Origin of the sequence: Nocardioides sp., from assembly GCF_047607185.1 — a bacterium.
GTDB lineage: Bacteria > Actinomycetota > Actinomycetes > Propionibacteriales > Nocardioidaceae > Nocardioides.
Map to the genome: position 1 here is coordinate 1 of NZ_JASGDQ010000080.1, position 25,662 is coordinate 25,662.

Genomic DNA, 25,662 nt, shown 5'->3' on the forward strand with positions numbered 1-25,662 from the left:
GAAGCCGGCCAGCACTTCTGCCGACTCGGCGGATCTGAGACCAGCACTTCTGCCGACTCGGCGGATCTGAGACCAGCACTTCTGCCGACTCGGCGGATCTGAGACCAGCACTTCTGCCGACTCGGCAAAGGTTGGGGTGGGTGCCTGACGCGACGGTCAGGCCGGCTCCTAGAGCGGCAGCTCGTTCACCTTGACACCGGCGAAGACGCGGAAGTCCCGATCGAAGGTCACCACGGTGCCGCCATAGGCCGCCGCCAGTGCCGCGATCCAGGCGTCGGAGATGCGCTTGCCACGGATGTTGCTCTCACTGGCGATGCGGCGAAAGATCACGTCGGTGCGAGGAGACGTCACCCACCGCACGAACGTCTCCGTCTCGTGGAGCCCGTTAAGGAAGTCGTAGGCCTCCGACAACTCGAGCGGGCGATCGGCCCGCAGGTTGGTGGCGATGCGGACGAAGCCCGTCTCGACGACGTCAGGGACCGTGAAGGGCTCTCCGTGCTCCAGGCTGGCGTCCCACCACGTCTTCGCCGACATGTAATAGGGGTGACCCTGGTGCGCGAGCGCAATGAGGACGTTGACGTCGAGAACGTTCACAGGTGATAGAGCCCATTTTCGTCGGGCTCGTCCTCGCCCTCCCAGTGCCAGGGATTCTTCGTCGCATCCGCGCCGGGCAGCAGGCCGCTGCCCTGGAAGACCGGAAGCGGCACGAAGGCCCGAGGCTCCTCGTCGCCCAGGATGCGAAGCCGCAGCGCCTCCTCGACCAGCTCGCCCAACGTCAAGTGGCGTGCGTGAGCCCACCCCTTCGCCTCTTCGAGGAGCTCGTCATCGATGGTCAGCGTCGTCCGCATATCTTGATGCTAGACGCATCACAAGCCCGCATCAACCGCATCACGGCGTGCATGGCCCTATTGTTTCCTCCGTGCCGGATCGCCGCCTCCTTCCCCTGACGTGGGGCGCGATCTGCCTCGGTCTCACCGCGCTGGTCGGCGTGCTGGCGGGCACCGGCGTGACGGACCGCCTCGACGAGTCGCTGGACGGCATCGTCGTCCACGACGGCTTCTGGCACAGCCTGTGGCTCTTCGTCGAGGCCGCCTTCGAGTGGCTACCGATGCTGGTGCTCAACGTCGTACTGGTCATCGTGCTGCTGCTACGGGGCTACCGCCGGGCCGCGATCTTCTCGGCCGGCGTCAACCTGGCCGCGTTCGTGCTCGGCCGGCTGCTCAAGCACCTCCTCGACCGCGAGCGGCCACCGTGGCAGGACGCCACCCACGCCTACACCGGGCTGTCCTTCCCCAGCGGGCACGTGCTGCACGCCACCGCGCTCTTCGGGGTGCTGGTCGTGCTGGCCGGGATCTTCCTGCGCAAGTCCGGCCCACGCCGTACGGCGAGCGCGGTCTGCCTCGCCCTGATCCTCCTGGTCGCCGCCGACCGGCTGCTGCTCGGCCGGCACCACCTGAGCGACGTGCTCGGGGCGCTGCTGCTCGGCACCGGCCTGGTGCTGGTCGGCCTGGCGGCCTACTCCCCCATCCCCCGCTCGCACGCCGTCAAGGCCGAGCCGCTGCCCGACGTGGTCATCGGCGAGCGGCAGCGCCGCTGCGCGGTAGTGCTCAACCCGGTCAAGGTCGAGAGCGTGCTGGACTTCCAGGCGCTGGTGACCGAACTGGCCGAGCTGTCGGGCTGGCAGCCGCCGGCCTGGCACTTCACCACCGTCGAGGACTCCGGCACCGGGCAGGCCGAGCAGGCCGCCGTCGAAGGCGCCGAGCTGGTGCTGGTGTGCGGCGGCGACGGCACCGTCCGGGAGGTCTGCGCCGAGCTGGCCGGCACCGGCATCCCGGTCGGCATCATCCCGGCCGGCACCGGCAACCTGCTGGCTCGCAACCTCGGCATCCCGCTCTACCTGCGCGCCGCGATCGACGTCGCCTTCACCGGCCAGGACCGGGCCATCGACATGGTCGAGGTCTGCGGCGACGGCATGGCCGACTCGCACTTCCTGGTGATGGCCGGCATGGGCTTCGACGCGGCCATCATGGAGGGCGTCGACGAGGGGCTGAAGAAGAAGGTGGGCTGGATCGCCTATGTGGTCTCCGCGCTCAAGGCACTGATGTTCCCGGCGGTGAAGGTCGAGATCTCCATCGACGAGGCTCCGTTCACCAAGCACCGCGCCCGCACCATCGTGGTCGGCAATGTCGGCACCCTGACCGCCGGGATGCCGCTGATCCCCGACGCGGAGATCGACGACGGCCTGCTCGACGTGGTGCTGCTGCACCCGCAGCGGTTCCTGTCCTGGCTGCCGCTGGCCTTCCGGATCCTCACCAGGCGAGCGCGCACCGACGACCTGGTCAACCGGATGACCGGCCGCTCGGTGGTGGTCCGCGCCGACCGCGACACCCCTCGCCAGCTCGACGGCGACACCGTCGGCCCGGGCCGGGAGCTGACCATGCGCAACGTGCACGGCCGGCTGCTCGTCCGGGTCCCGCGCGACGTACGCAGATAGGGAAGCGTCCAATACCACATCTGTCCGGTTTTCGACAGACCAGTCTTACCCATTGAACAAGGCGAGAGCCCAGCCCTAGCGTCCAATCGTGCGCCATATCCTCCGCCCACCCGCCGCGTTGGGGGCAGTCGCCCTCGGGGCGGCACTGCTCGTACTGCCGACCGGCACCGCCACGGCTGCCAGCTGGCCGCTACCGACCTCCGCCCCGCCGACGGGCGCCTATGCCGACAACCCCGACGTGGCGATCGGCCCCGACGGCACCATCGTCCTCGCCGCTGACGTCTACGACGAGACGACCCACCTGAGCCACGTCGTCACCAGCAGCCGGCCGCCGCGCGGCACCTGGTCGGCACCGGTCAAGCTCGGCAGCGGCTCCAGCAACCGCTCGACCGAGCCGGACATCGCCATCGGACCCGACGGCACCACCACCATCGCCTGGCGCGACGAGGTCTCGGAGGACGACTGGGTCGTGATGGCCTCGACCCGTCCGCCCGGCGGCACCTGGTCGACGCCGCAGCCGCTCTCCGTCGTCGGCGTGGACGAGTACGTCGCCGGTCACGACAACCCGGAGGTCTCCGTGGCCGCGGCGACCGACGGCTCGGTCTCGGCGATCTGGCCGCAGTGGGTGGTCGACCACTTCGAGATCCAGAGCGCGGTCCGCTCCGCCGCCGGTCTCTGGTCGGCGCCGCAGACGCTCGGCGTGGACAACTGGACCGCCCGCAAGCCGGCGATCGCAGCCGGCCCGGATGGCAGCGTCATCGCCGCCTGGGCCGGCGGCAGCACGACCGACACCGGCACCCGGCTGGTGGTGCGGCAGGGCGCCGGCCCCTGGTCCGCACCGGTGCGGATCGGCGACGGCCTCTACGGCGCGCCGACGATCGCCTTCGCCCCCGACGGCACCGCCGGCGTGGTGTGGGCCAACGGCTACGGCAAGCCGACCATCACCACCCGCTCCCCGGGTGGCGCCTGGGCCACCCCGACGGTGATCTCCCCGATCCCCGTCAACGACGAGGAGCTGGAGTTGGCCGCCGGCGCAGGACCGACCTTCCATGCCGTCTGGACCTCCGACGAGGCCGGCGACTACGACCAGGAGCACGTCTACGCCGCTACGGGCAGCCCCGGCGGCCAGTGGCTCTACCAGGCCATCGCCGCCGCCACCAGCGGCAGCCCCAAGCTCGCCATCGAGAGCGACGGAACCGCGGTCGCGATGTGGCTCTGGCGACCGCCGGGCAGCTACGGTTCCTCCGACATCCAAGCCAGCGTCAAGACGCCGGGTGGCATCTGGGAGTCGCCGTCGACGGTGCGCGACGTGGCCGACGACGTCTACACCTATCAGGTCGCGCTGGCCACCGGCCCGGCCGGCAGCCTGGTGGCGCTGTGGAACGAGTCCGACGAGGACGGTGCTGGCACGACGTACGCCGTGATCGAGGACCCGGCGGCGCCCGACACCGGCGTGATCACCGGCCCCAAGCGGATCACGCCGAAGAAGAAGGCTCGGTTCGCCTTCACCGGCCCGGCCGGGGCGACCTACGAGTGCCGTGTCGACACCACTCTCAAGCAGCAGCACGGCATCACCGGCACGACCAAGAAGGCCCGCAAGAAGTCCAAGAAGAAGGGGAAGCAGCCGGTGCCCTGGCGGGCCTGCACGTCGCCGTACGTCGTCAACGCGAAGGCGCTGCGGCTCACGTCAGGCAAGCACACCGTCTACGTGCGGGCCGAGCAGTACGGCGTCGCCGACCCGACCCCGTCCGCGCTGAAGGTGAGGGTGAAGCGATGAAGCGGTATGCCCTCGCGGCGGTCGCCGTCGCTCTCACGCTCACGGGCTTCGCCGCAGCGCCGGCCCAGGCGGTCACCTGGCCGGCACCGGTCGTGGTCGCGGGGCCCGAGCCCAGCTTCAGCTATCGCTACGACATCCAGACCGTGATCGCCCCCGACGGAACCACCGTCGCGAGCTGGACCGACGCCGGCGGCCTGAACTCCGTCATGGTGGCCGAGCGACCGGTCGGCGGCAGCTGGAGCACCCCGGTCGGGGTCGCCACCGCGAACGTGTGGGGCGACCGGCTCGCGGTCGGCTCCGACGGGACGCTGGCGATCGTCTACCAGAATGTCGTCGGCGGCAAGGTCGTCACCGGCGCCGTGGTCCGGCCCGCCGGCTCCGCCTGGGAGGCACCGGTAACGCTCTCCGACACCACCAAGACCTCGACCAGCGCCAACGTCGCCGTCGGGGCCGGCATGGTCACCGCGGTCTGGGTGCAGGACAGCGGCGCGAACGCCAAGGTGATGGTCAACTCACGCCCGGTCGCCGCGGCCGGCGCCTGGGGCAGCGCGATCACCTTCGTCGACACCGGGGTCTCCGACACCGAGGTGGCCGCCGGACCCACCGGCACGCTGGTGACCTGGCTGCTGTCGTCGGATCCGGCGGACTCCTACGCCGCCAACACCGTCCGGTCGAGCTTCCATGGCACCACCGGCTCCTGGCTCGCGCCGGAGACCATCTCTGGGACCGGTCGCCGGACCACCGCCGCCGAGCCGGCGATCGGCATCGACGGCACCCTCGCCGTCGCCTGGGAGTCACGACTGCCCGGCACGACCGGCTACTACACCTCGGCACGTGCTCTGGCGGCGGTCCGGCCGCCCGGCGGCGGCTGGAGCGCCGAGCAGCTGCTCTCCGACCCCACGATCGAGGGCCGCTCACCCCAGGTCGGGGTCGGCCCTGACGGAAGCACCACGGTGGTCTGGGAGTCCTACGACGGCGCCACCCGCAAGGTGGCCACCCGCACCTATGGCGGCGGGGCCTGGGGGCCGGAGGCCGTGCTGACGCAGTCGGTCGACGACGAGTCGGCGCCGCTGCTCGCCGTGAGTCCCGACGGCACCGCGGTGGTGCTCTTCGAGCGGCTCAACCAGGGCAGTGCGGTGGCGGTGCGGGCACCCGGAGGCCCGTGGCGCCCCAGCGAGATCGTGATGCCCGCGACGCGGCTCAGCTACTACCGCGCCCTGGCGGCCGGCACCGGCGGCATCGCCATCGTCTGGATCTTCGGCGACGACGACGACGTGCTCGCGGTGGTCGCCGACCACGCGCTCCCCCTGCCGCCGCTGCCGTCCGGGACTGACACGTCGAGCGGCTCGGCCGAGACCGGCCCGATCACCGGACCGGCGAAGATCAAGAAGGGCAAGTCGGCGTCGTACTCCTTCGCCGGCACGCCGGTGGGCGTCACCTTCCAGTGCCGCGTGGACACCAGCCGGAGGCAGCAGACCGGGGTGAAGGGCAGGAAGGCCGTCGCCTGGAAGTCGTGCTCCTCACCGGTCAAGGTGAGAACCAAGAAGCTCAGGAGGGGCAAGCACACCCTCTACGTGCGCGCCGTCCTCGACGGGGTGCCCGACCCCACGCCGGCGACGCGGAGGTTCAGGGTGCGGTGACACCCCGCGCCGGCTGGGTGGGTGGCGCGGAGTCGGGCGCGTCGCCCGGACCGGCCTCAGCGGGGACGAACCGTACGCCGACCAGGAGCGCGGCGATGGCGATCACGCCGATGATCCAGGGACCGACCTGCTGCAGGCGAGTGCGCTCATCGCTCATGAGGGCGGTCTCCTAGATCCGAGAAGGGAGCTGTTACCCCTTATGACGCGCTAGCGGCCGGTTCGGTTGCATGGGACTGCTGATCAATGCTTGGGCCGCGCGGTGATGCCGGCGAGGTCAGCGCACCCAGACCGTCACCGAACCGGTCGCGTCGGCGACCGTGTCCGTTGCGCTGAGGAAGGCCAGCGCCAGCTTGTGCTTCCCCTGCGGGAGCACGCCGCGCGGGATCACGAGACGACCCTGACCGGACTTGAGCGAAACGCCCCCGAGCACCTTCGCTCCGCGCTTGACCAGCACCTCACCCTCGGCCACGACGTCGGTGCCGGCGCTCACCGACACCGGCATCCTGATCGCCTTGCCCGCCGCCCGCCGCACCTTCTTCGGCGACACCAGCGTTGCCACGTTCTTCGCGACAGTCACCGCGGGCGAATAGGCGACACGCGGCTCGGCGCCCGCGCAGTGCACCGTCGTGGAGATCAGGGACGCAACGGCGAAGATCGAACGGCCGGCGTCCTTCGGAGAGACTGGATACGTGCTTTCGCGAAGATGGCTGGGGTCGAGCACCGAGTCCTTGAACCACCACAGACCAGCGACATACCAAGTCACTCCCGATCCGGCGGGTATCTCGACCGACGTCGACAGATTGAGCCCGAGCGTTAGCTCGGTTCCCGGCGCGACGACGTCCTGGGCCGACACGGCCGGAAGGCTGAGGGGCCCTTTCATCTCGGTGGTCTCGGCACACGAAGGGTCGTCAGCGTGCGCCACCTGTGTCGAGGGGGCAACCCCCAGGGCACCGACCGCCAGGACGCCGCACGTTGACCAAGCGAGCAAAGGCCGCCGCATCGCTCCACCTCTATAGACACGTACAAGTGCTTGAACTCACCACGGCTGTGGCACAGCCCACCGCAAGCAATTTTGGGTCACCTTACTCCTCAACTCGAGACAGCTGGCCTGGCGCTCGCCCAGCCAGGGCTCGTCGAGGCGGCGCTGGCCGCCGAGCTTCCTCCGACACCGGCCGCCATGCCGATCCAAGACGACGGGGCCGAGCCGGCACCGACGCTGGACCTCGGCATCATCGAGTTCGCCGGCAAGGTGAGGGACCGAGCCGGCGACATCCTCGGAGAACGGTTCGTTGAGCTGTGGCTCACCGATGAGCAGGATCACTATCTGATCGGCGTGCTCGACCTTCGGCAGGCCGAGATCGTCGACCTGACCGCCGAGCTGGACGACTATGCCCCGATCGAGTTGGTCGATCGGCAAGTCTCCCGTCAACAACTCGATGACGTAGCAGCCGAGGTCACCGAGACCATCGAACAACGCGGCACGATAGGCGAGGAGAACACCGCCGGCCTGCAGCTGTCGGTCAACTACGAGCGCGGGATCGTGACCGTCACGACGTCGGAGCAGGACGCCGCCGGCCTGGCGGTGGACCTGGAGACGGCGACCGGGCTCCGGCCACGAACGGGTTCCCACCTGGGTTCACCCCGGCCAGTGCATCCAGCAGCCCCGTGAGTGCACAGAGCCCCACGACCATCAAGCAGGACGCCAATGGGAAGTGCGTTAAGAGCTCCTGAAACGCATCAGAGTGAACGCTGAGCTCGGAGGTCGAGCGCGATAACTGAGCATTCGATGGCTGTACGGCGCTGTCAACCGTTGCCAGCTTCGAGTTGGGGACCGGTGGCCGGGGACGTCCCTCCCGGCCACCGGTTGCTCACTGCCACTCGCTCTCCACCCACTCGGGGAGGGTGATCTCCCCTTGGCACGAACCACAGGCGTAGTGATCGGGGACCCGCTGCGCGTCGAATCGGCATGAGGCTCCTCGGGATCCTGCTCCTCGTGCTGACCCTCGCCGGCTGCGGCTCCTCCGACTCGGGGAGCTCGGGGAGCGCGGGGAGCGGGGGCGTCTCGGAGAGCGCTACCGTGAGTGACGTGCCCGAGACCACCCCGCCGACCGGCGGTGATAGCAGCGGCGAGACCAGCGACGCCGCGCCGTTGACCGGCGTGGCCGTCGCGATCGCCGACCTGGCGCAGCGGCTGGGCATCGGCGAGGACGCCGTCTCGGTGGTCTCCCAGCAGGCAGTCACCTGGCGTGACTCCAGTCTGGGCTGCCCGCGCAAGGGGATGAGCTACCTCCAGGTGCTGAGTGAGGGCACCCGCTACGTCCTCGAGGCCGAGGGCGAGCGCTACGAATACCACTCCGGTCCTCGACGCGAGCCCTTCTACTGCGCGAATCCCCAACTTGGGGTAGGGGAGTAGGGAGCCCGCGCCCGCTGCGCGGCGCCGCCTCGCGGGAACCTCCGCATCGCTCTTCCCGTCGCGGCCCTCCGCGTGGCAGCATCCGAGAGGTGTGCGGTGCGCCCGCATCGCGCGAACTCGCTCGGGAGGGTTTCGTGAGAATCAATCTTCGTGCTTCGGCGGTCGCGTTCGCGGCGGCCGCTCTCGGCGGCGGGGCGCTCGTCGCGCCGGCCGTCACCCCCGCTGCCTCGGCCGCGCCGACCGGCCACCGGCAGGGCGACTTCGTTGCCGCGCTGGGTCTCGGCAAGAGCGTCGACGTCAGCGAGCTCGGCGCCTACCTCGTGCTGCTGAAGTCGGACCCGCTGCTGGGCGAGTTCAGCCAGGACCAGCTCGGCAGCTCGGCCGCGAGCACCGCCCAGCAGGCCATCCTCGCCGACCACGACGCGGTGCTGAGCGACGCCGGCGTGTCGACCTCGGCGGTGACCCAGGACCTGACCGTGGCCGCCAACGGCTTCGCGGTCTCCGTCGACCACGCCGCCGCGGTGCGACTCGCCGCCGACCCCAAGGTCGCCGCCGTGGTGCCGGACGAGCTGCGCCAGGCCGAGGGCGTCGCGGCCGTCGCGCCGGTCGCCTCGGCCAGCCACGTCAGCCACGACCGGGGTCACACCCAGCTCCCGACCGGGCGCCAGGGCGGGTCGCCGGAGCCGGGCCAGCCGCGCGCGCCGTACCACCCCTCGAAGCCCGCCAAGGTGCCGACCGAGGAGCAGTTCCTCAACCTCACCGACGAGGGCGAGGCCTACGACGCGGGCATCGACGGCGAGGGCGTGCTGGTCGGCGTCATCGACACCGGGATCTGGCCCGAGCACCCCAGCTTCGCCGACGACGGCACCTTCCCGGCGGCCCCCGACCTCGGCCCCGACTCCTGCCAGTTCGGCAACACCGCCGCCAACCCCGACGACGCCGCCTTCACCTGCAACGACAAGCTGGTCGGCGCGCGTGACGAGACGACCACCTACCGTGCGGTGGTCGGCGCCGAGTCCGACGAGTTCGTCTCGGCGCGCGACGACGAGGGCCACGGCACCCACACCGCCTCGACCGCCGCGGGCGACGCGGACGTGAAGGCCTATATCAACGGCGCCTACGTCGACACCACCTCCGGCATCGCGCCGCGCGCCCAGATTATCGCCTACAAGGCGCTCGGCAACGAGGGCGGGTTCACCTCCGACCTCTCCGCGGCCATCGACCAGGCGGTCGCCGACGGCGTCGACGTCATCAACTACTCCATCGGCGGCGGCGCCGCCCTGGTCACGGCCGACACGATCTCCTTCCTGTTCGCGGCCGACGCGGGCATCCTCGCCTCCGTCTCGGCCGGCAACAGCGGCCCGGACGAGGCGACCCTCGGCGGCCCCGCCGACGTCCCCTGGGTGACCGCCATCGCGGCCGGCACCGAGACCCGCTTCTACCAGGGCACCATCCGGCTCGGCAACGGCAAGAAGCTCACCGGCGCCTCGATCACCGGCTCGGTCCGGTCGGCTCCGATCGTCGACGCGGCGACCCTGGGCAACCCGTTGTGCGACCCGACCGTGTCCTTCGCCGAGTCGGTCTCCGGCGCCATCGTGGTCTGCACCCGTGGCCTGACCGCGGGCCGGGTCGCGACCAGCGGCGCCGTGCAGGCGGCCGGCGGCGTCGGCGAGATCCTGGTCAACGACGACACCCCCGACCAGGACAACCTGTTCACCGACACCCTCTTCGTGCCGGCGGTGCACGTCGACGAGAAGGTCGGCGACCAGATCCGTCGCTATATCGCCCGCGCGCGCGGGCGGGCGACCGCGTCGATCGTCGACACCGGTGCCGTGGTCAAACAACCCTGGAAGGCGCCGTCGGTGACGGTCTTCTCCTCGCGGGGCGAGTCGCCGACCTCCGCCTCGATCCTCAAGCCCGACATCACCGCGCCGGGCATCCACGTGCTCGCCGGCGCCTCGCCGTTCACCGACGAGGGCTTTCCGCAGGGCCAGCTCTTCCAGGCCATCGCCGGCACGTCGATGGCGGCCCCGCAGATCGCCGGCGTCTACGCGCTGATCAAGCAGGCCCACCCGGAATGGACCGCGGCGGAGGCGAAGTCCGCGCTGCAGACCACGGCATCGCAGCAGGTCACCTCCAACGACCGTACGACGCAGGCCACCCCGTTCGAGATGGGTGCCGGCGAGGTCAACCCGGGTGTGGTGTCCGAGCCCGGCCTGTTCGACCCGGGCCTGGTCTACGACGCCGGTCTCTACGACTACCTCGGCTTCCTCTGCGGGGCGGGCGAGGGGCCCTCGCTGTTCAGCGACCCGACGGCCAGCTGTGGTGCCATCGCCGACGCCGGCTACCCCACCGAGGCCGAGGACCTCAACCTCCCGACGATCGGGATCAGCGCCGTGGTCGGCTCCGAGACCGTCACCCGCACCGTCACCAACGTCAGCGACCAGACCCTCACGGTCACCGCCGACACCCGCGACGTGCCGGAGGGCTACTCCGTCGCCGTCTCGCCGCGGACGCTGAGGATCCCGGCCGGCGAGTCGGCCTCCTACGAGGTCACCGTCGCCAATGTCGACGCCCCGATCGGGGAGTGGCGGTTCGGCAATCTGGTCTGGAAGGGCTCGGGCTACACGGTCACCAGCACCATCGGCGTGAAGGCGGCTCAGATCGCGGCTCCGGAGAGCGTCACGGGCTCCGGCGCATCCGGCTCCGTCGACGTGCCGGTGAAGTTCGGGTACGACGGCAGCTATTCCGCGCTCGCCTCCGGCCTGGTCGCCTCGGCACCGCTCACCGGCACCGTGCTCCAGGACCCGGACCAGACCTACGGGACCTCCGACGACAGCGAGGGCGGGGTCGCCGAGGTCCCGGTGACGATCGGCGACACGTCGTACTGGCGCATCGAGTATGTCCAGGACGGCGACGACGACATCGACCTCTACCTGCTCGGCCCCGACGGCGAGGTGGTGGCGTCGAGCACCGCCGGCGGCACCGACGAGCTGATCGAGCTCAGCCATCCCGAGGCGGGCACCTATACCCTTGCGGTGCACGGCTGGCAGGTCACCGGGGCGGATCACCCGTTCTCGATCGACAGCTGGATCGTGCCCAGCGGGTCGGGCAGCCTGACGGTGACCTCGGCGCCGACCTCGGCCACGGCCGACGCCACCGGCACCGTCTCGCTGGCGTGGACCGACGCGACCCCGGCGGGCACCTACTACGGCGTCCTCGACCACACCGACGGCTCCTCGGTGCTCGGGCAGACGATCGTGGCCGTCACCGGCGAGTAGGGCGGAGCGGCCTCCCGTCACCGCGGCGGGAGGCCGGCTTCGCTTTGCCTCGCCTTCCTTGTCGCTCGGGGGAGCGCAGGGGACGATTCGGGCTATGCCCGACGATGTCGCCCACGAGCACGCCGAAGCCGCCGGCGGGCTCAACAACCGGCTCAACTGGCTGCGGGCCGGCGTACTCGGCGCCAACGACGGGGTGGTCTCCACCGCCGGCGTCGTCATGGGCGTCGCGGGTGCCTCGACCGATCGCACCGCCGTGCTGGTCGCCGGCGTCGCGGCCCTGGTCGCGGGAGCGATCAGCATGGCGGCGGGAGAGTACGTCTCGGTCTCCACCCAGCGCGACGCCGAGCTCTCGCTGCTGGCCAAGGAGAGGCAGGAGCTGCGCGAGATGCCGGCCGAGGAGTTCGGCGAGCTGGAGGAGATCCTGCTGTCGAAGGGACTGACGCCCGATGTCGCCCACGAGGTGGCGGTGCAGCTCACCGACCGCAACGCCCTCAAGGCCCACGCCGTGCTGGAGCTCGGCATCGACCCCGACGACATCACCTCGCCCTGGTCGGCGGCGTTCGCCTCGATGCTGTCTTTCACGATCGGCGCGCTGCTGCCGCTGCTCACCATCACCCTGCTGCCCGCGACGGCGCGGATCGGGGGCACCGTCGCCGCGGTCGTGGTGGCGCTGGCGCTGACCGGCTGGACCAGCGCCCGGCTCGGCTTCGCCCGGCCGCTCCCCGCCGCCGTCCGCAACGTCTGCGGCGGCGCGCTCGCGATGGGCATCACCTACCTGATCGGCGCCCTGCTGGGCACCCGGCTCTGATGCGGGTAGCCGGGTGCACGGCGAGCTCCGGTGGACGGCTCGGCTGAGGAAACTGGTGGGAACCGGCGCACCACAGGCGGCCGGGTGGGCCCGATGCCACCAGTTACTGAGCCAGCCCGTAGAGCCGGTCGCCGGCGTCGCCGAGGCCCGGCACGATATAGCCCTTCTCGTTGAGCCGCTCGTCCAGCGCCGCGGTGACCACGGTGACCGGCACGTCGACCGAGGCCAGCCCGTCCTCCAGCCTGGCCACGCCCTCGGGCGCGGCGAGCAGGCAGATGCAGGTGATGTGGTCGGCGCCGCGATCCACCAGGAACCTGATCGCCGCCGCCAGCGTGCCGCCGGTGGCGAGCATCGGGTCCAGCACGTAGCACTGACGGCCGGAGAGGTCCTCGGGCAGCCGCTCGGCGTACGTCGTTGCCTGCAGCGTCTCCTCGTTGCGCATCATGCCGAGGAAGCCGACCTCGGCGGTCGGCAGCAGCCGCATCATCCCGTCGAGCATCCCGAGGCCGGCCCGCAGGATCGGCACCACGAGGGGGGCGGGGCGGGCCAGCCGTACTCCGGTAGTCGGCGCCACCGGGGTAAGGATCTCGTGCGGCTCCACGCGAACCTCGCGGGTGGCTTCGTAGGCCAGCAGCGTCACCAGCTCGTCGGTCAGCGACCGGAAGGTCGGCGAGTCGGTGTCGATATCGCGCAGCGTGGTCAGCTTGTGCGAGACGAGCGGGTGGTCGACGACGTGGGTGCGCATGGCGAAACCTTAGAGGCTCCACCGCCCGGTGTCGCGGGCGAGGCCGTGGTCGGGGAGCGCGCCAACCGCCGCCTGCCGGGATCGGCGGCGGCCCGATCGCGAGTGTTTGCGACGACGCCACCAATACGGGGTTGGCGGGTGCCCCGGGAGATGTCACGCTGGTGGCATGTCCGAAGACATCGACGGTGTCGACTTCGCCCTCGCGGTCTACCGCGAGGACGGGGTGTGGACCGTTCAGGAGCTGGCCCACGACGTGCTCGTCGACGTCGAGACGGTGGCGCACGCGCTGCGGCGGTTCCCGGGCGACGGCGGCGCGGTCGGCCTGATCGGCATCGACGAGGACTTCTTCGTCATCGTCAGGGTCGCCGGCAGCAGCGTGCGGGTGCTGCTCTCCGACATCACCGCCGCGGCCGAGTGGGAGCTCGCGGCGAGCGCGATCGACCACCTCGGCCTGCCCATGCCGGAAGACGAGGACGATCAGGAGCCGGCCGGCGACCTCGGCATCCTCGCCGATGCCGGCATGAGCGCCATGGACATGGGCGTACTGCTCGACGACGTCGACCTCTACCCCGACGAGTCGCTCTCCGAGGTCGCCCGCAAGCTCGGCTTCGGCGAGCTCTTCGACGACGCCGTCGGCCTGACCTCCGCATGACGTCGTACGAACCGGCTGCCCGGGCAGCCAGCTCGTACGACGTCGCGATGAGGCTGGCGCTCGAGGAGGCGCGCGCGGCGCTGGGGACCGGCGACGTGCCCATCGGCGCCGTCGTACTGAATCCGGCGGGCGAGGTGATCGGCCGCGGCCGCAACGTCCGCGAGGCCGAGGGGGACCCCACCGGCCACGCCGAGGTGGTCGCCATCCGCCAGGCGGCCGCGGCGCTGGGGGAGTGGCGGCTGTCGGGCTGCACCCTCGTCGTCACCCTCGAGCCCTGCACCATGTGCGCTGGCGCGATCGTGCTGGCCCGGGTACAGCGGCTGGTCTTCGGCGCCTTCGACGAGAAGGCCGGTGCGGTCGGCTCGCTGTGGGACGTGGTCCGCGACCGGCGGCTCAACCACCGGCCGGAGGTGGTCGCCGGCGTGCTCGCCGAGGAGTCCGGCCGACTGCTCACCGCCTTCTTCGCCGGCCTATGACGCGAGTCGGCAGAAGTGCGGGTCTGAGAGGGCGCGAGTCGGCAGAAGTGCGGGTGTTGTCCACAACTCGCCTGTGGATCAATCCTGCACTTGTGCCGACTCGGCGGTCTGTGGGCCTGCACTTGTGCCGACTCGGCGGTCTGTGGGCCTGCACTTGTGCCGACTCGGCGGTCTGTGGGCCTGCACTTCTGCCGACTCGCGCTATCAGGTGAGGGTTGAGGCGCGGGCGACCAGCTCCGGCGTGAACGTCACCTGCTGGTGCTGGTGCCGGGGGTTGGCGGCCTCGTCGAGCACCAGCTCGGCGGCGGTACGGCCGAGCTCGCTGCGCGGCTGTCGCACCGAGGTGAGCGGCACTGCGGCGGCCGCGGCGAACTCGATGTCGTCGTAGCCGACGATGGCCAGGTCGTCGGGCACCTTCACCCCCGCCAGCGTCGCCTGCTGCAAGAGGCCGAGCGCGACCAGGTCGTTGGCGCAGAACGCGGCGGTCGGACGCCGTGATGAGGGCAGCCCGGCCCATCGCTCGCCGGCGGAGCGGCCCTCGGCGACCGACAGCGACTCGCAGGAGATCAGGGTCAGGTTCTCCGGCGGAAGCCCGGCGGCGGCCCACGCCTGCTGGGCGCCGAGATAGCGGTCGGTGACCTGGCCGAGCGACATCGGCCCGCCGACGAAGGCGACCCGGCGATGGCCCCGGTCGATGAGGTGCTCGACAGCGATCCGGCCGCCCAGCTCGTCGTCGACGGCGACCGAGCAGAAGCTCTGCCCCTTGCGGGTCCGGTCGACCACCACCAAGGGAGTACGACGTCGTACCAGCGCGTCGAGCTCGGGGCTGTCGGGGTCGACGGGGGTGATCAGGATGCCCTGCACCCGCTGCTGCTCCAGGTGGGCGAGGTGGGCGTGCTCCCGGTCGGCGCGGTTGTCGCTGTTGCACAGGAACAGGGAGAGTCCGGCGCTCTCGGCAGTGGTCTCGATGCCCCGGGCGACGTCGGTGAAGAACGGGTTGCCGGCATCGAGCATGACGTAGGCGACGGTGCGGGTCTGCCCGGCACGCAGCGAGCGAGCCGACTCGTTGCGCACGAAGCCCAACTCGGCCATCGCCTGCTCGACCCGCTCCCGGGTCGCCGGGGCGACCCGCTCGGGCTGGTTGAGCACATTGGAGACGGTGCCGAGCGAGACCGCCGCTGCTCGGGCGACGTCCTTGACGGAAGGAGTGGGAGACTGGCCGCGCCCCATCTCGCCCTCCTTAGGCCAAGTGCTTCCGGACCGGCCCGTCCCGCTTGGTCACACGGGTCGATGTGGCGGCACCGGAGGGCACCGTCGGCCGATGTGGTTACGGAACGTATCAAATCGAGCTAGGCAAACCGCATTAACGACCGCTTGTAACAATCTGCCGCAAAAATCTCCTCCGGCACTTGACTCTTGTGATGGCCGTCACCTACGTTCTGCGGGTCGGATTAAAACGTTTCAATCAGGAGTGTCGATGCCGGAGGAGCCCCCAGTGCTCGAGTTGCGCGACGTCGCCAAGTCCTTTGGTGCCGTGGTGGCGCTGCGCTCGGGCAGCCTCACTGTCGAGCGCGGCTCGATCCATGCCCTGGTGGGTGAGAACGGCGCGGGGAAGTCGACGCTGGTCAAGATCGTGGCGGGGGTGCACCGCCGCGACAGCGGGGTCTTCCGCTTCCGCGGCGAGGATGTCGACTTCGCCTCGACCGCGGCCTCCAAGGCCGCCGGCATCGCGGTGATCTACCAGGAGCCGACGCTGTTCCCGGACCTGTCGGTGACCGAGAACATCTTCATGGGCCGGCAGCCGCTGGGCGCCGGACGTCGGATCGACCGGGCCGCGATGTACGCCGAGGCGGAGTCGCTGTTCGCCCGGCTGGGCGTCGGCATCGACCCGCGCCGGCCGGCCCGGGGCCTCTCGATCGCCGACCAGCAAGTCATCGAGATCGCCAAGGCCGTCTCGCTGGACGCCAGCCTGCTCATCATGGACGAGCCGACCGCGGCGCTGTCCGGCGTCGAGGTGGAGCGGCTGTTCGCCATCGCCCGCAGCCTGCGCGACGAGGGCCGCGGCCTGGTCTTCATCTCCCACCGCTTCGACGAGGTCTTCGCGCTGTGCGACACCGTCACGGTGATGCGCGACGGCGACTACATCTCCACCGAGCCTGTCGCGGAGACCTCGGTGGAGCAGATCGTGGCCCGGATGGTGGGCCGTGAGGTCACCGAGCTCTTCCCCAAGACGCCGGCCGAGATCGGCGAGGTGGTCCTCGACGTGGACGGGCTCAGCTCGGCGGGCACCTTCCACGACGTCTCCTTCCAGGTGCGCGCCGGTGAGATCCTCGGCCTGGCGGGCCTGGTGGGCGCCGGCCGCAGCGAGATCGCCCGGGCCGTCTTCGGCGTGGACAGGTACGACGCCGGAGCGGTCACCCTGCTCGGCCGGCCGGTGCCGCGCCACAGTCCGCGCGCGGCGATCGCCGCCGGGATGGCGTTCGTGGCCGAGGACCGCCGCAAGCAGGGCCTGGTGGTCGAGGAGTCGGTGGCCCGCAATGTCGCGGCGGTGATCCGTCGCGGTCTAGCCACGGCGGGGCTGTTGACCAGTGCTGCCGAGAACCGGGCGGCCGGCCCGTGGGCGGCCAGGCTGGAGGTCAAGACCGCGGCGCTGGACATGTCAGCGGCGACGATGAGTGGTGGCAACCAGCAGAAGGTCGTCATTGCCAAGTGGCTGGCCACCAACCCCAAGCTGCTGATCATCGACGAGCCCACGCGTGGCATCGATGTGGGCACCAAGTCCGAGGTGCACCGGCTGCTCTCCGAGCTGGCGGGTCAGGGACTGGCGATCTTGATGGTCTCCTCGGAGCTGCCCGAGGTCCTCGGCATGGCCGACCGGGTCCTGGTGGTGTGCGAGGGCCGGATCACCGCCGAGCTCTCCCGCGAGGAGGCCACCCCCGAGAAGGTCATGCGCGCCGCCACCCGCAGCGAGAAGACCGAGGAGGTCTCAGCATGACGACGCTCGTCGCCCCCACCCAGCAGACCCCGCTGGCCCGCGCGGCCAGCACCGTGCTGCGCTCCCGCGAGATCGCCGTCGCCATCGTGCTGGTCGCGGTCATCGCGATCACGACGCTGAAGAGCCACGGCTTCCTCTTCAGCGGCGACAACTGGCGCGACCTGCTGCTGACGCCGTCCATCCTGGTGCTGCTGGCCGTCGGCCAGACGGTCGTCATCGTCACCCGCAGCGTCGACCTCTCCGTCGGCTCGACGCTCGGCCTGACGGCGTACCTCACCGGACGGCTCTTCGTCGACAACCCCGGCCTCCCCATCCTCGCCGTCTTCCTGATCGGGCTCGCCTTCGGCGGCGTGCTCGGCCTGATCAACGGCGTGCTGGTGGCCTACGGCAAGGTGCCGGCGCTGGTCATCACGCTCGGCACGCTCTACATCTACCGGGGCATCTTCCTCAGCTGGGCCGGCAGCGACCGGATCAACGCCTCCGACATGCCGCACGGCTTCCTCAAGCTCGGCACCGCCTCCATCCTGGGCATCCCGGTGCTGACCATCATCGCGCTGGTGGTGCTGGCCCTGGTCGGCTACTACCTCTACACCGCCCGCGGCGGCCGGGAGCTCTACGCCATCGGCTCCGACCCCGACGCCGCGGTGCTCTACGGACTGCCCGTCACCCGCCGGGTGCTCGCCGCCTTCGTCCTCTCCGGGGCACTGGCGGGCCTGGCCGGCGTCGTCTACGCGGCCCGCTACGGCACGGTCAGCTCCGGCGCCGGCTCCGGCATCGAGCTGCAGGCGGTCGGCGCGGCGGTCATCGGCGGGGTCGCGATCTTCGGCGGCTCCGGCACCGTCTGGGGCGCCGCGATCGGCGCCTTCCTCCTCATCACCATCAACCGGGCGCTCCCGATCGTCGGCATCCAGGACTTCTGGCAGCGAGCCGTGGTCGGCGTCCTCATCATCGGCGCGATCGTGCTCGACCGGGTGCTCTCCGCCAGACAGGAACGCAAGCTCGTGGAAGCCAGGGACCGCTGATGAGCACGCTCACCGCCGAGAAGACCCGCAGCTACCCGGCGTACTCGAAGGCGCTGTGGCGGCGCGCACTGGTGACCCGCGAGTTCGCGGTGATCGCGCTGCTGCTCATCGTCTACGTCTGGTCGCTGGGCAATGTGCCCAACTTCGACAGCCCGCTGACGCTCTACTACCTCTTCCTCGACGTGGCGCCGATCCTGCTGATCGCGCTGCCGATGACCATGGTGATCATCACCGGCGAGATCGACCTCTCGGTGGCCAGCGTGGTGGGCCTGTCCAGCGTGCTGGTCGGCGTGCTGCACCAGGACGCCGGCATGTCGATCCCGCTCGCCGGGCTGCTGGCGCTGGTGGTCGGCGCGAGCTGCGGCGCCGTCAACGGCTTCCTGGTGGCGTACGTCGGCCTGCCCTCGCTCGCCGTCACGATCGGCACCCTGGCGCTCTACCGCGGCATCGCGGTCGGCCTGCTCGGCACCACCGCCAAGACCGACTTCCCCGAGTCGTGGACCGACCTGGCCAAGCAGCGCATCGTCGACGGCCAGCCGTACCCGATGATCCTGATTCCCTTCCTGATCCTGCTGGTCGCATTCGCCTGGCTGCTGCACTTCTCCTCCTTCGGCCGCGGCGTCTACGACATCGGCCTCAACGACGAGGCGGCGCGGTTCGCCGGCGTCGACGTCGAGCGCACCAAGCTGTGGCTCTTCGTGCTGGCCGGGGTGGTCTCGGCCTTCGCGGGGATCTACTACACGCTCCGCTTCGGCAGCGCCCGCGGCGACAACGCCACCGGTCTGGAGCTCCAGGTCATCGCCGCGGTGCTGCTCGGCGGGGTCTCGATCTTCGGCGGCCGAGGCGCCCTGCACGGCGTCATCGCGGGCGTGCTGCTGCTCGGCGTGCTCTCCAGCGCGATGCGGCTGCAGGGCGAGACCGTCAACGTCATCAACATCGTCATCGGAGTGCTGCTGGTGCTCTCGGTGATCTCCACAAGCTTCCTCGGCTGGGCCTCGGGCCTGGCCAGGAGATGGGCGCGGTCTCCCGACCCCGCCTCGGACAGCGCCGGCAAGCGGTCGCTGAACCGGTAAACGAACCGAAAGGTACGGAACGATGAAGTTCAACAATCGACGACTGGCCGCCGTAGCGGCCTTCACTCTGGTCGCCGGTCTGGGCCTGACCGCTTGCGGCGGTAGCGACAGCGACGGCGGCAGCAGCGCGGAGGACGGCGGCAGCAGCAGCTCGGGCGGCGGGGACATCTCCGTCACCTTCCTGCCCAAGAACCTCGGCAACCCCTACTTCGACACCAGCGACGCCGGTGGCCAGAAGGCGGTCGAGGAGTTCGGCGGCAGCTACGAGGAGGTCGGCCCCGACGCGGCCAGCCCCGACGCCCAGGTGCCGTTCATCAACACCGCCGCGCAGCAGGGCGTCTCCGCCCTGGTCGTCTCCGCCAACGACCCGAAGGCGATCTGCGACGCTCTCGACGAGGCCCGCGACGCCGGCACCAAGGTGGTCACCTTCGACTCCGACACCAACCCGGAGTGCCGCGACCTCTACATCAACCAGGCCACCGCCGAGGGCATCGCCAAGGCGCAGGTCGACCTGATCGCCGAGCAGATCGGTGACGCCGGCGAGATCGCGATCCTCTCGGCCGCGGCCAACGCGACCAACCAGAACGCCTGGATCGACCTGATGAAGACCGAGCTATCGAGCAACCACCCGAACATCAAGCTGGTCGACACCGTCTACGGCGACGACGACGACCAGACGTCCTTCGACAAGACCGCCGCCCTGCTCCAGGCCCACCCGGACCTGAAGGGCATCATCTCGCCGACCACCGTCGGCATCGCGGCGGCCGCCCGCTACCTCTCGACCTCCTCGGCCAAGGGCACGGTCGCGCTGACCGGTCTGGGCACCCCCAACCAGATGCGGGAGTACGTCAAGGACGGCACCGTCACCGCGTTCGCGCTTTGGAACCCGGGCGACCTGGGCTACCTGGCGGCGTACGCCGCGAAGGCGCTCGTCGACGGAGACATCACCGGCGCGGCCGGCGACACCTTCACCGCCGGCGACCTCGGCGAGTTCACCGTCGGCGACGACGCCTCGGTGCTGCTGGGCGACCCGTTCGTCTTCAACGCCGACAACATCGACGACTTCGACTTCTGATTCACCAGTCGAAGCGCGTGGGAACAACGCCTGCCGGGGTCGCGACCCGGCCCCGGCAGGCGTCCACGACCCGGAGGAGACCCAGAGAAGGGCAGCGATGAGACGGGTGTGCTTCCAACTCCAGGTCCGGCCCGACCGGATCGAGGAGTACCGGTGCCGCCATGCCGCGGTGTGGCCCGACCTGCTCGCCGCGCTGCACGAGACGGGCTGGCACAACTACTCGCTGTTCCTGCGGCCCGACGGGCTGCTCATCGGCTACCTCGAGACTCCCTCGCTCGAGGCCGCCCAGGCCGGCATGGCCGCTCGCGAGGTCAACGCCCGCTGGCAGGCCGAGATGGCCGAGTTCTTCGAGGACCTCGACGGACTCGCTCCCGACGAGGGATTCCTGGAGCTGACCGAGATCTTCCACCTCGAGGACCAACTCGAGGCCAGTCACCCGACAGAAGCGAAGTGAGATGACGACGTTCGACCAGATCGCGCCCCAGCTGGAGGGGCAGGCGATCGAGGTCCCCTCGTGGGCCTACGGCAACTCCGGCACCCGGTTCAAGGTCTTCGGCACCCCCGGCACCCCCCGCACGGTGGAGGAGAAGATCGCCGACGCGGCGACCGTCCACCGGTTCACCGGGCTGGCGCCGACGGTGGCGCTGCACATCCCCTGGGACAGGGTCGACGACTACGCGGCGCTGCGCGAGTACGCCGAGGACCAGGGCATCGCGCTGGGGACGATCAACTCCAACGTCTTCCAGGACGACGACTACAAGCTCGGCGCCCTCACCCACACCGACGCCAGGATCCGGCAGAAGGCGATCGACCACCACTTCGAGTGCATCGACGTGATGGACGCCACCGGCTCGCGCGATCTGAAGATCTGGCTCGCCGAGGGCACCAACTACCCCGGCCAGGGCGACCTCCGCGGTCGCCAGGACCGGCTCGCCGAGTCGCTGCGCACCATCTACGACCGGCTCGGCCCGGACCAGCGGCTGGTGCTGGAGTACAAGTTCTTCGAGCCGGCGTTCTACCACACCGACGTCCCGGACTGGGGTACGTCGTACACCCAGGTGGCCGCGCTCGGCGAGCGCGCCCTGGTCTGCCTCGACACCGGCCACCACGCCCCCGGCACCAATATCGAGTTCATCGTCGCCCAGCTGCTGCGCCTCGGGAAGCTCGGCTCCTTCGACTTCAACAGCCGGTTCTACGCCGACGACGACCTCATCGTCGGAGCGGCGGACCCGTTCCAGCTGTTCCGGATCCTCTTCGAGGTCATCCGCGGCGGCGGCTACGGCCCGGGGTCCGACGTCGCCTTCATGCTCGACCAGTGCCACAACATCGAGAAGAAGATCCCCGGCCAGATCCGCTCCGTGCTCAACGTGCAGGAGATGACCGCCCGGGCGCTGCTCGTCGACCGGGACGCGCTGACCGAGGCCCAGGAGGCGGGCGACGTACTGCTCGCCAACGAGATCTTCATGGACGCCTTCTATACCGACGTCCGAGCGCCCCTCGCCGGATGGCGCGAGGAGCGGGGGCTGCCCGCCGACCCGATGCGGGCCTACCTCGCCAGCGGCTACCAGGAGCAGATCGAGGCGGACCGCGTGGGCGGGACGCAGGCAGGATGGAACTGATTCACATGACGACCGTGCCGAATTCAGGGCGAACGGCAGCAGAGCTGATCGCTCGATCCAACCGTCTCGGCGCCGACCCCAAGAACACCAACTACGCGGGCGGCAACACCTCGGCCAAGGGCACGCAGACCGACCCGGTCACCGGCCAGGAGGTCGAGCTGGTGTGGGTGAAGGGCTCCGGGGGCGACCTCGGCACCTTGACGGAGTCCGGCCTCGCGGTGCTCCGGCTCGACCGGATGCGCGCCCTGGTCGACGTCTACCCCGGCGTCGAGCGCGAGGACGAGATGGTCGCCGCCCTCGACTACTGCCTGCACGGCAAGGGCGGCGCGGCGCCGTCCATCGACACCGCCATGCACGGCCTGGTCGACGCGAAGCACGTGGACCACCTCCACCCCGACTCCGGCATCGCCATCGCGACCGCCGCCGACGGCGAGTCGCTCACCTCGACGATCTTCGGGGACCGGGTCGTCTGGGTGCCGTGGCGCCGCCCCGGCTTCCAGCTCGGCCTCGACATCGCCGAGATCAAGCGGAAGTTCCCGCAGGCGGTCGGCTGCATCCTCGGCGGCCACGGCATCACCGCCTGGGGCGAGACCAGCGACGAGGCCGAGCGCAACTCGCTGTGGATCATCGACACCGCCGCGGCCTATATCGCCGAGCACTCCAAGCCGGAGCCGTTCGGCCCGGTGCTGCCCGGCTACGAGCCGCTGACCGAGGACGGCCGCCGGGCGAGGGCGGCGGCGCTGGCCGCCACCATCCGCGGCATCGCCTCGGCCGACCGGCCCATGGTCGGCCACTTCACCGACTCCGACGTCGTACTCGACTTCCTCTCCCGCGCCGAGCACCCCCGGCTGGCCTCGCTCGGCACGTCGTGCCCCGACCACTTCCTGCGCACCAAGGTCAAGCCGCTGGTCCTCGACCTGCCCGCCACCGCCACGATCGAGGAGCAGATCGCCCGGCTGCAGGAGCTCGCCGTCGGCTACCGCGAGGACTACCAGGCCTACTACGACCGGCACGCCACCCCGGACTCGCCGGCGATCCGCGGCAAGGACCCGCTGATCGTGCTGGTGCCCGGCGTCGGCATGTTCTCCTACGGCAAGGACAAGCAGACCGCCCGGGTGGCCGGCGAGTTCTACGTCAACGCCATCAACGTGATGCGCGGCGCCGAGGGGCTCTCCACCTACGCGCCCATCGACGAGTCGGAGAAGTTCCGCATCGAGTACTGGGCGCTGGAGGAGGCCAAGCTGCAGCGGATGCCCAAGCCCAAGCCGCTGGCCACCCGGATCGCGCTGGTCACCGGCGCCGCCTCCGGCATCGGCAAGGCCACCGCCCAACGGCTCGCCGCCGAGGGCGCCTGCGTCGTCATCGCCGACCTGTCGGAGGAGAGGGCGCAGGCCGCGGCCGCCGAGATCGGCGCTGCGTTGAATCTTGGGGAGGACGTGGCGATCGGCGTCGCCGCCGACGTGTCGGACGAGGCCGCGGTACAGGCCGCGGTCGACGCCGCCGTACTCGCCTTCGGCGGTCTCGACCTGGTCGTCAACAACGCCGGCCTCTCGCTGTCGAAGTCCCTGCTCGACACCACCGTCGCCGACTGGGACCTGCAGCACAACGTGATGGCCAAGGGCTCCTTCCTGGTCTCCAAGGCGGCCGCGAAGGTGCTCATCGAGCAGGGGCTGGGCGGTGACATCGTCTACATCTCGTCGAAGAACTCGATCTTCGCCGGTCCCAACAACATCGCCTACTCCGCCACCAAGGCCGACCAGGCCCACCAGGTGCGACTGCTGGCCGCCGAGCTCGGCGAGCACGGGATCAAGGTCAACGGCATCAACCCCGACGGTGTGGTCGCCGGCTCCGGCATCTTCGCCGGCGGCTGGGGCGCGCAGCGGGCGGCCGTCTACGGCGTCGAGGAGAAGGACCTGGGCAAGTTCTACGCCCAGCGCACCATCCTCAAGCGGGAGGTGCTGCCCGAGCACATCGCCAACGCCGTGTTCGTGCTGGTCGGGCCCGACCTGACCCACACCACCGGGCTGCACGTGCCGGTCGACGCGGGCGTGGCGGCGGCGTTCCTGCGATGAACCCGTTGCGGGTCGCGGCGGTCGACCTCGGCGCGACCAGCGGCCGGATCATGGCCGCGGTCGTCGGGCCCGAGACGCTCACGCTGGAGGAGGCGCACCGCTTCCCCAACGGGGGCGTCCAGGTCCGCGGCTCGCTGTTCTGGGACGTCATCGGCATCCACCGCGAGATCCTCGCCGGACTGCGGCTGCTCGCGGGCTCGGGCCCGCTGCACGGCATCGGGATCGACTCCTGGGCGGTCGACTACGGCCTGCTCGACCGCGACGGCGAACTGCTCGGCAACGTCCACTCCCACCGCGACGCTCGCACCGGCGGCGTCGCCGAGCGGGCCGCGACGCTGGTCTCCCAGCAGGAGCAGTACGCCGTCACCGGGCTGCAGGAGCTGCCGTTCAACACCGTCTACCAGCTGCTCGCCGCCTCCGGGACGGCGGCACTGGAGTCGGCCCAGACGCTGTTGCTGCTGCCGGACCTGCTGACCTACTGGCTCACCGGCGAGGTCGGCGCCGAGCGCACCAACGCCTCCACCACCGGGCTCTACGACGTCAGTACCCGGGACTGGTCGGTGGAGCTGGCCAAGCGGCTCGCGCTGCCGTGGGCGATCCTGCCCCGGCTGCGCGACCCGGGCACGATCGTCGGATCGCTGCTGCCTGCCGTGGCTGCCTCGGTCGGCGCTGTCGACGTACCGGTGATCGCGGTCGGCTCGCACGACACCGCCTCCGCCGTGGTCGGCGTACCGGCGACGGGGGAGCGGTTCGGCTACATCTCCTCGGGCACCTGGTCACTGGTCGGCCTCGAGCTGGCGGCGCCGGTGCTCACCGAGGAGGCCCGGCTGGCCAACTTCACCAACGAGGGCGGCGTCGACGGCACCATCAGATTCCTCAAGAACGTGATGGGCCTGTGGGTGCTCTCGGAGTCGGTGCGCACCTGGGCCGCCGCCGGCGTTCCTGCCGATCTGCCCACCCTGCTCGCCGGTGCCGCCGCGGTGTCACCGCTGCGGACCGTGGTCGACATCGACGACCCGTCGCTGCTGCCGCCTGGGGACATGCCGGAGCGGCTGCGCTCGCTGGCCCGGGCCGCCGGCGAGCCGGTGCCGGAGAGCCCCGCCGAGGTCGTCCGCACCATCCTGGACAGCCTGGCCCTGGCCTACCGCCGCAACCTCCGGCGCGCCTGCACGCTGTCCGGCCGCGAGATCGACGTCGTCCACATCGTCGGCGGCGGCTCGCAGAACACGCTGCTGTGCCAGCTCACCGCCGACGCCTGCGGACTGCCCGTCCTCGCCGGCCCTGCCGAGGCGGCCGCGCTCGGCAACGCGCTGGTGCAGGCGCGCACCCTGGGTGCCTCGTTGCCGGACCTGGACGCAATGCGGGCGCTGATCCGCCGTACTCACGACCTGGTTCGCTACCAGCCGCGCCCCGGCCTCGACTGGGACACCGCCGAGCGCCGAGTGTCAAGGTGACCGTCTCGTTGGCGGTCGACTGCCGCTTGTGCGGTGGATCCGAGTCACCAGCTGACTCGGATCCAC

Annotated in this window: 23 protein-coding genes; 17 read left to right on the forward strand and 6 right to left on the reverse strand. The window is 70.7% G+C overall.

Annotation, left to right across the window (positions count from 1 at the left end; genetic code table 11):
- Positions 1 to 168: 168 nt before the first annotated feature.
- Together QM595_RS09355 and QM595_RS09360 are read right to left on the reverse strand one after the other, a co-directional pair.
- The gene (locus QM595_RS09355) at positions 169 to 594 is read right to left on the reverse strand and encodes a TA system VapC family ribonuclease toxin (RefSeq protein WP_415171278.1); all 426 of its coding nucleotides are present in this window, start codon (positions 592 to 594) and stop codon (positions 169 to 171) included.
- Positions 591 to 848: a type II toxin-antitoxin system VapB family antitoxin gene (locus tag QM595_RS09360; protein ID WP_415171279.1), complete on the reverse strand. Its 258-nt coding sequence runs from the start codon at positions 846 to 848 to the stop codon at positions 591 to 593. Before QM595_RS09360 ends, QM595_RS09355 begins: the two co-directional genes overlap by 4 nt.
- Positions 849 to 919: 71 nt before the next feature.
- On the opposite strand from QM595_RS09360, the gene QM595_RS09365 reads away from it, so the two are divergent.
- From QM595_RS09365 to QM595_RS09375, 3 genes are all read left to right on the forward strand, one after another.
- Positions 920 to 2,494, forward strand: a complete 1,575-nt coding sequence (locus QM595_RS09365; protein ID WP_415171280.1) for a diacylglycerol kinase family protein — start codon at positions 920 to 922, stop codon at positions 2,492 to 2,494.
- An 88-nt stretch (positions 2,495 to 2,582) separates the two neighbouring features.
- Positions 2,583 to 4,271 (forward strand): hypothetical protein, encoded by a 1,689-nt coding sequence (locus tag QM595_RS09370; protein WP_415171281.1) that lies wholly within the window; start codon positions 2,583 to 2,585, stop codon positions 4,269 to 4,271.
- The gene (locus QM595_RS09375) at positions 4,268 to 5,911 is read left to right on the forward strand and encodes a hypothetical protein (protein ID WP_415171282.1); all 1,644 of its coding nucleotides are present in this window, start codon (positions 4,268 to 4,270) and stop codon (positions 5,909 to 5,911) included. Before QM595_RS09370 ends, QM595_RS09375 begins: the two co-directional genes overlap by 4 nt.
- Here the strand turns inward: QM595_RS09375 and QM595_RS09380 are convergent.
- Both QM595_RS09380 and QM595_RS09385 read right to left on the reverse strand, forming a co-directional pair.
- The gene (locus QM595_RS09380; RefSeq protein ID WP_415171283.1) at positions 5,898 to 6,068 is read right to left on the reverse strand and encodes a hypothetical protein; all 171 of its coding nucleotides are present in this window, start codon (positions 6,066 to 6,068) and stop codon (positions 5,898 to 5,900) included. The genes QM595_RS09375 and QM595_RS09380 overlap by 14 nt on opposite strands.
- A 117-nt stretch (positions 6,069 to 6,185) precedes the next feature.
- Positions 6,186 to 6,764 carry a hypothetical protein gene (locus QM595_RS09385; RefSeq protein ID WP_415171284.1) on the reverse strand — a complete coding sequence of 193 codons (579 nt, stop codon included), beginning with the start codon at positions 6,762 to 6,764 and terminating at the stop codon, positions 6,186 to 6,188.
- A gap of 324 nt (positions 6,765 to 7,088) precedes the next feature.
- Here QM595_RS09385 and QM595_RS09390 point away from each other — a divergent pair, with 324 nt between their 5' ends.
- The 4 genes from QM595_RS09390 (at position 7,089) to QM595_RS09405 (ending at position 12,413) form a co-directional block, all read left to right on the forward strand.
- The gene (locus tag QM595_RS09390) at positions 7,089 to 7,580 is read left to right on the forward strand and encodes a hypothetical protein (protein ID WP_415171285.1); all 492 of its coding nucleotides are present in this window, start codon (positions 7,089 to 7,091) and stop codon (positions 7,578 to 7,580) included.
- A gap of 297 nt (positions 7,581 to 7,877) precedes the next feature.
- Positions 7,878 to 8,324: a hypothetical protein gene (locus QM595_RS09395; protein WP_415171286.1), complete on the forward strand. Its 447-nt coding sequence runs from the start codon at positions 7,878 to 7,880 to the stop codon at positions 8,322 to 8,324.
- A gap of 134 nt (positions 8,325 to 8,458) precedes the next feature.
- The gene (locus QM595_RS09400; RefSeq protein WP_415171287.1) at positions 8,459 to 11,605 is read left to right on the forward strand and encodes a S8 family serine peptidase; all 3,147 of its coding nucleotides are present in this window, start codon (positions 8,459 to 8,461) and stop codon (positions 11,603 to 11,605) included.
- Between the two features lie 94 nt (positions 11,606 to 11,699).
- On the forward strand, positions 11,700 to 12,413 hold the full coding sequence (locus QM595_RS09405) for a VIT family protein (protein ID WP_415171288.1): 714 nt from the start codon (positions 11,700 to 11,702) through the stop codon (positions 12,411 to 12,413).
- A 103-nt stretch (positions 12,414 to 12,516) separates the two neighbouring features.
- On the opposite strand, the gene upp is transcribed toward QM595_RS09405, so the two are convergent.
- Complete coding sequence (gene upp, locus QM595_RS09410; protein ID WP_415171289.1) at positions 12,517 to 13,158, reverse strand: uracil phosphoribosyltransferase; 642 nt, start codon at positions 13,156 to 13,158, stop codon at positions 12,517 to 12,519.
- A gap of 166 nt (positions 13,159 to 13,324) precedes the next feature.
- On the opposite strand from upp, the gene QM595_RS09415 reads away from it, so the two are divergent.
- Positions 13,325 to 13,810 carry a tRNA adenosine deaminase-associated protein gene (locus QM595_RS09415; RefSeq protein WP_415171290.1) on the forward strand — a complete coding sequence of 162 codons (486 nt, stop codon included), beginning with the start codon at positions 13,325 to 13,327 and terminating at the stop codon, positions 13,808 to 13,810.
- 47 nt (positions 13,811 to 13,857) lie between these two features.
- A complete protein-coding gene (locus QM595_RS09420; RefSeq protein ID WP_415171300.1) occupies positions 13,858 to 14,286 on the forward strand; it encodes a nucleoside deaminase in 429 nt (142 codons plus the stop codon).
- Positions 14,287 to 14,490: 204 nt separating this feature from the next.
- On the opposite strand, the gene QM595_RS09425 is transcribed toward QM595_RS09420, so the two are convergent.
- Positions 14,491 to 15,516, reverse strand: a complete 1,026-nt coding sequence (locus tag QM595_RS09425; RefSeq protein WP_415171291.1) for a LacI family DNA-binding transcriptional regulator — start codon at positions 15,514 to 15,516, stop codon at positions 14,491 to 14,493.
- 265 nt (positions 15,517 to 15,781) lie between these two features.
- On the opposite strand from QM595_RS09425, the gene QM595_RS09430 reads away from it, so the two are divergent.
- From QM595_RS09430 to QM595_RS09465, 8 genes are all read left to right on the forward strand, one after another.
- The gene (locus QM595_RS09430) at positions 15,782 to 17,281 is read left to right on the forward strand and encodes a sugar ABC transporter ATP-binding protein (RefSeq protein WP_415171292.1); all 1,500 of its coding nucleotides are present in this window, start codon (positions 15,782 to 15,784) and stop codon (positions 17,279 to 17,281) included.
- Positions 17,278 to 18,303 (forward strand): ABC transporter permease, encoded by a 1,026-nt coding sequence (locus QM595_RS09435; protein WP_415171293.1) that lies wholly within the window; start codon positions 17,278 to 17,280, stop codon positions 18,301 to 18,303. The genes QM595_RS09430 and QM595_RS09435 overlap by 4 nt, the downstream gene beginning before the upstream one ends.
- The gene (locus QM595_RS09440) at positions 18,303 to 19,376 is read left to right on the forward strand and encodes an ABC transporter permease (RefSeq protein ID WP_415171294.1); all 1,074 of its coding nucleotides are present in this window, start codon (positions 18,303 to 18,305) and stop codon (positions 19,374 to 19,376) included. Before QM595_RS09435 ends, QM595_RS09440 begins: the two co-directional genes overlap by 1 nt.
- 22 nt (positions 19,377 to 19,398) lie before the next feature.
- A complete protein-coding gene (gene rhaS / locus QM595_RS09445; RefSeq protein ID WP_415171295.1) occupies positions 19,399 to 20,451 on the forward strand; it encodes a rhamnose ABC transporter substrate-binding protein in 1,053 nt (350 codons plus the stop codon).
- A 97-nt stretch (positions 20,452 to 20,548) separates the two neighbouring features.
- Positions 20,549 to 20,905 carry an L-rhamnose mutarotase gene (locus tag QM595_RS09450; protein WP_415171296.1) on the forward strand — a complete coding sequence of 119 codons (357 nt, stop codon included), beginning with the start codon at positions 20,549 to 20,551 and terminating at the stop codon, positions 20,903 to 20,905.
- Between the two features lies 1 nt (position 20,906).
- Entirely contained in the window at positions 20,907 to 22,070 is a 1,164-nt protein-coding gene (gene rhaI, locus QM595_RS09455; protein WP_415171297.1) for an L-rhamnose isomerase, read from the forward strand.
- Positions 22,071 to 22,075: 5 nt separating this feature from the next.
- Positions 22,076 to 24,142, forward strand: a complete 2,067-nt coding sequence (locus QM595_RS09460) for a bifunctional aldolase/short-chain dehydrogenase (RefSeq protein ID WP_415171298.1) — start codon at positions 22,076 to 22,078, stop codon at positions 24,140 to 24,142.
- The gene (locus tag QM595_RS09465) at positions 24,139 to 25,596 is read left to right on the forward strand and encodes a rhamnulokinase (protein WP_415171299.1); all 1,458 of its coding nucleotides are present in this window, start codon (positions 24,139 to 24,141) and stop codon (positions 25,594 to 25,596) included. Before QM595_RS09460 ends, QM595_RS09465 begins: the two co-directional genes overlap by 4 nt.
- Positions 25,597 to 25,662: the final 66 nt, after the last annotated feature.

Bases quoted from the DNA above. Each gene is read 5' to 3' on its own strand.
- QM595_RS09450 (WP_415171296.1), top strand. From the start codon at position 20,549: ATGAGACGGGTGTGCTTCCAACTCCAGGTCCGGCCCGACCGGATCGAG.
- QM595_RS09360 (WP_415171279.1), bottom strand. From the start codon at position 848: ATGCGGACGACGCTGACCATCGATGACGAGCTCCTCGAAGAGGCGAAG.
- QM595_RS09420 (WP_415171300.1), top strand. From the start codon at position 13,858: ATGAGGCTGGCGCTCGAGGAGGCGCGCGCGGCGCTGGGGACCGGCGAC.
- QM595_RS09380 (WP_415171283.1), bottom strand. From the start codon at position 6,068: ATGAGCGATGAGCGCACTCGCCTGCAGCAGGTCGGTCCCTGGATCATC.
- rhaI (WP_415171297.1), top strand. From the start codon at position 20,907: ATGACGACGTTCGACCAGATCGCGCCCCAGCTGGAGGGGCAGGCGATC.
- QM595_RS09390 (WP_415171285.1), top strand. From the start codon at position 7,089: ATGCCGATCCAAGACGACGGGGCCGAGCCGGCACCGACGCTGGACCTC.
- QM595_RS09460 (WP_415171298.1), top strand. From the start codon at position 22,076: ATGACGACCGTGCCGAATTCAGGGCGAACGGCAGCAGAGCTGATCGCT.
- QM595_RS09375 (WP_415171282.1), top strand. From the start codon at position 4,268: ATGAAGCGGTATGCCCTCGCGGCGGTCGCCGTCGCTCTCACGCTCACG.
- QM595_RS09440 (WP_415171294.1), top strand. From the start codon at position 18,303: ATGAGCACGCTCACCGCCGAGAAGACCCGCAGCTACCCGGCGTACTCG.
- upp (WP_415171289.1), bottom strand. From the start codon at position 13,158: ATGCGCACCCACGTCGTCGACCACCCGCTCGTCTCGCACAAGCTGACC.
- QM595_RS09405 (WP_415171288.1), top strand. From the start codon at position 11,700: ATGCCCGACGATGTCGCCCACGAGCACGCCGAAGCCGCCGGCGGGCTC.
- QM595_RS09415 (WP_415171290.1), top strand. From the start codon at position 13,325: ATGTCCGAAGACATCGACGGTGTCGACTTCGCCCTCGCGGTCTACCGC.
- QM595_RS09465 (WP_415171299.1), top strand. From the start codon at position 24,139: ATGAACCCGTTGCGGGTCGCGGCGGTCGACCTCGGCGCGACCAGCGGC.
- QM595_RS09435 (WP_415171293.1), top strand. From the start codon at position 17,278: ATGACGACGCTCGTCGCCCCCACCCAGCAGACCCCGCTGGCCCGCGCG.
- QM595_RS09425 (WP_415171291.1), bottom strand. From the start codon at position 15,516: ATGGGGCGCGGCCAGTCTCCCACTCCTTCCGTCAAGGACGTCGCCCGA.
- rhaS (WP_415171295.1), top strand. From the start codon at position 19,399: ATGAAGTTCAACAATCGACGACTGGCCGCCGTAGCGGCCTTCACTCTG.
- QM595_RS09395 (WP_415171286.1), top strand. From the start codon at position 7,878: ATGAGGCTCCTCGGGATCCTGCTCCTCGTGCTGACCCTCGCCGGCTGC.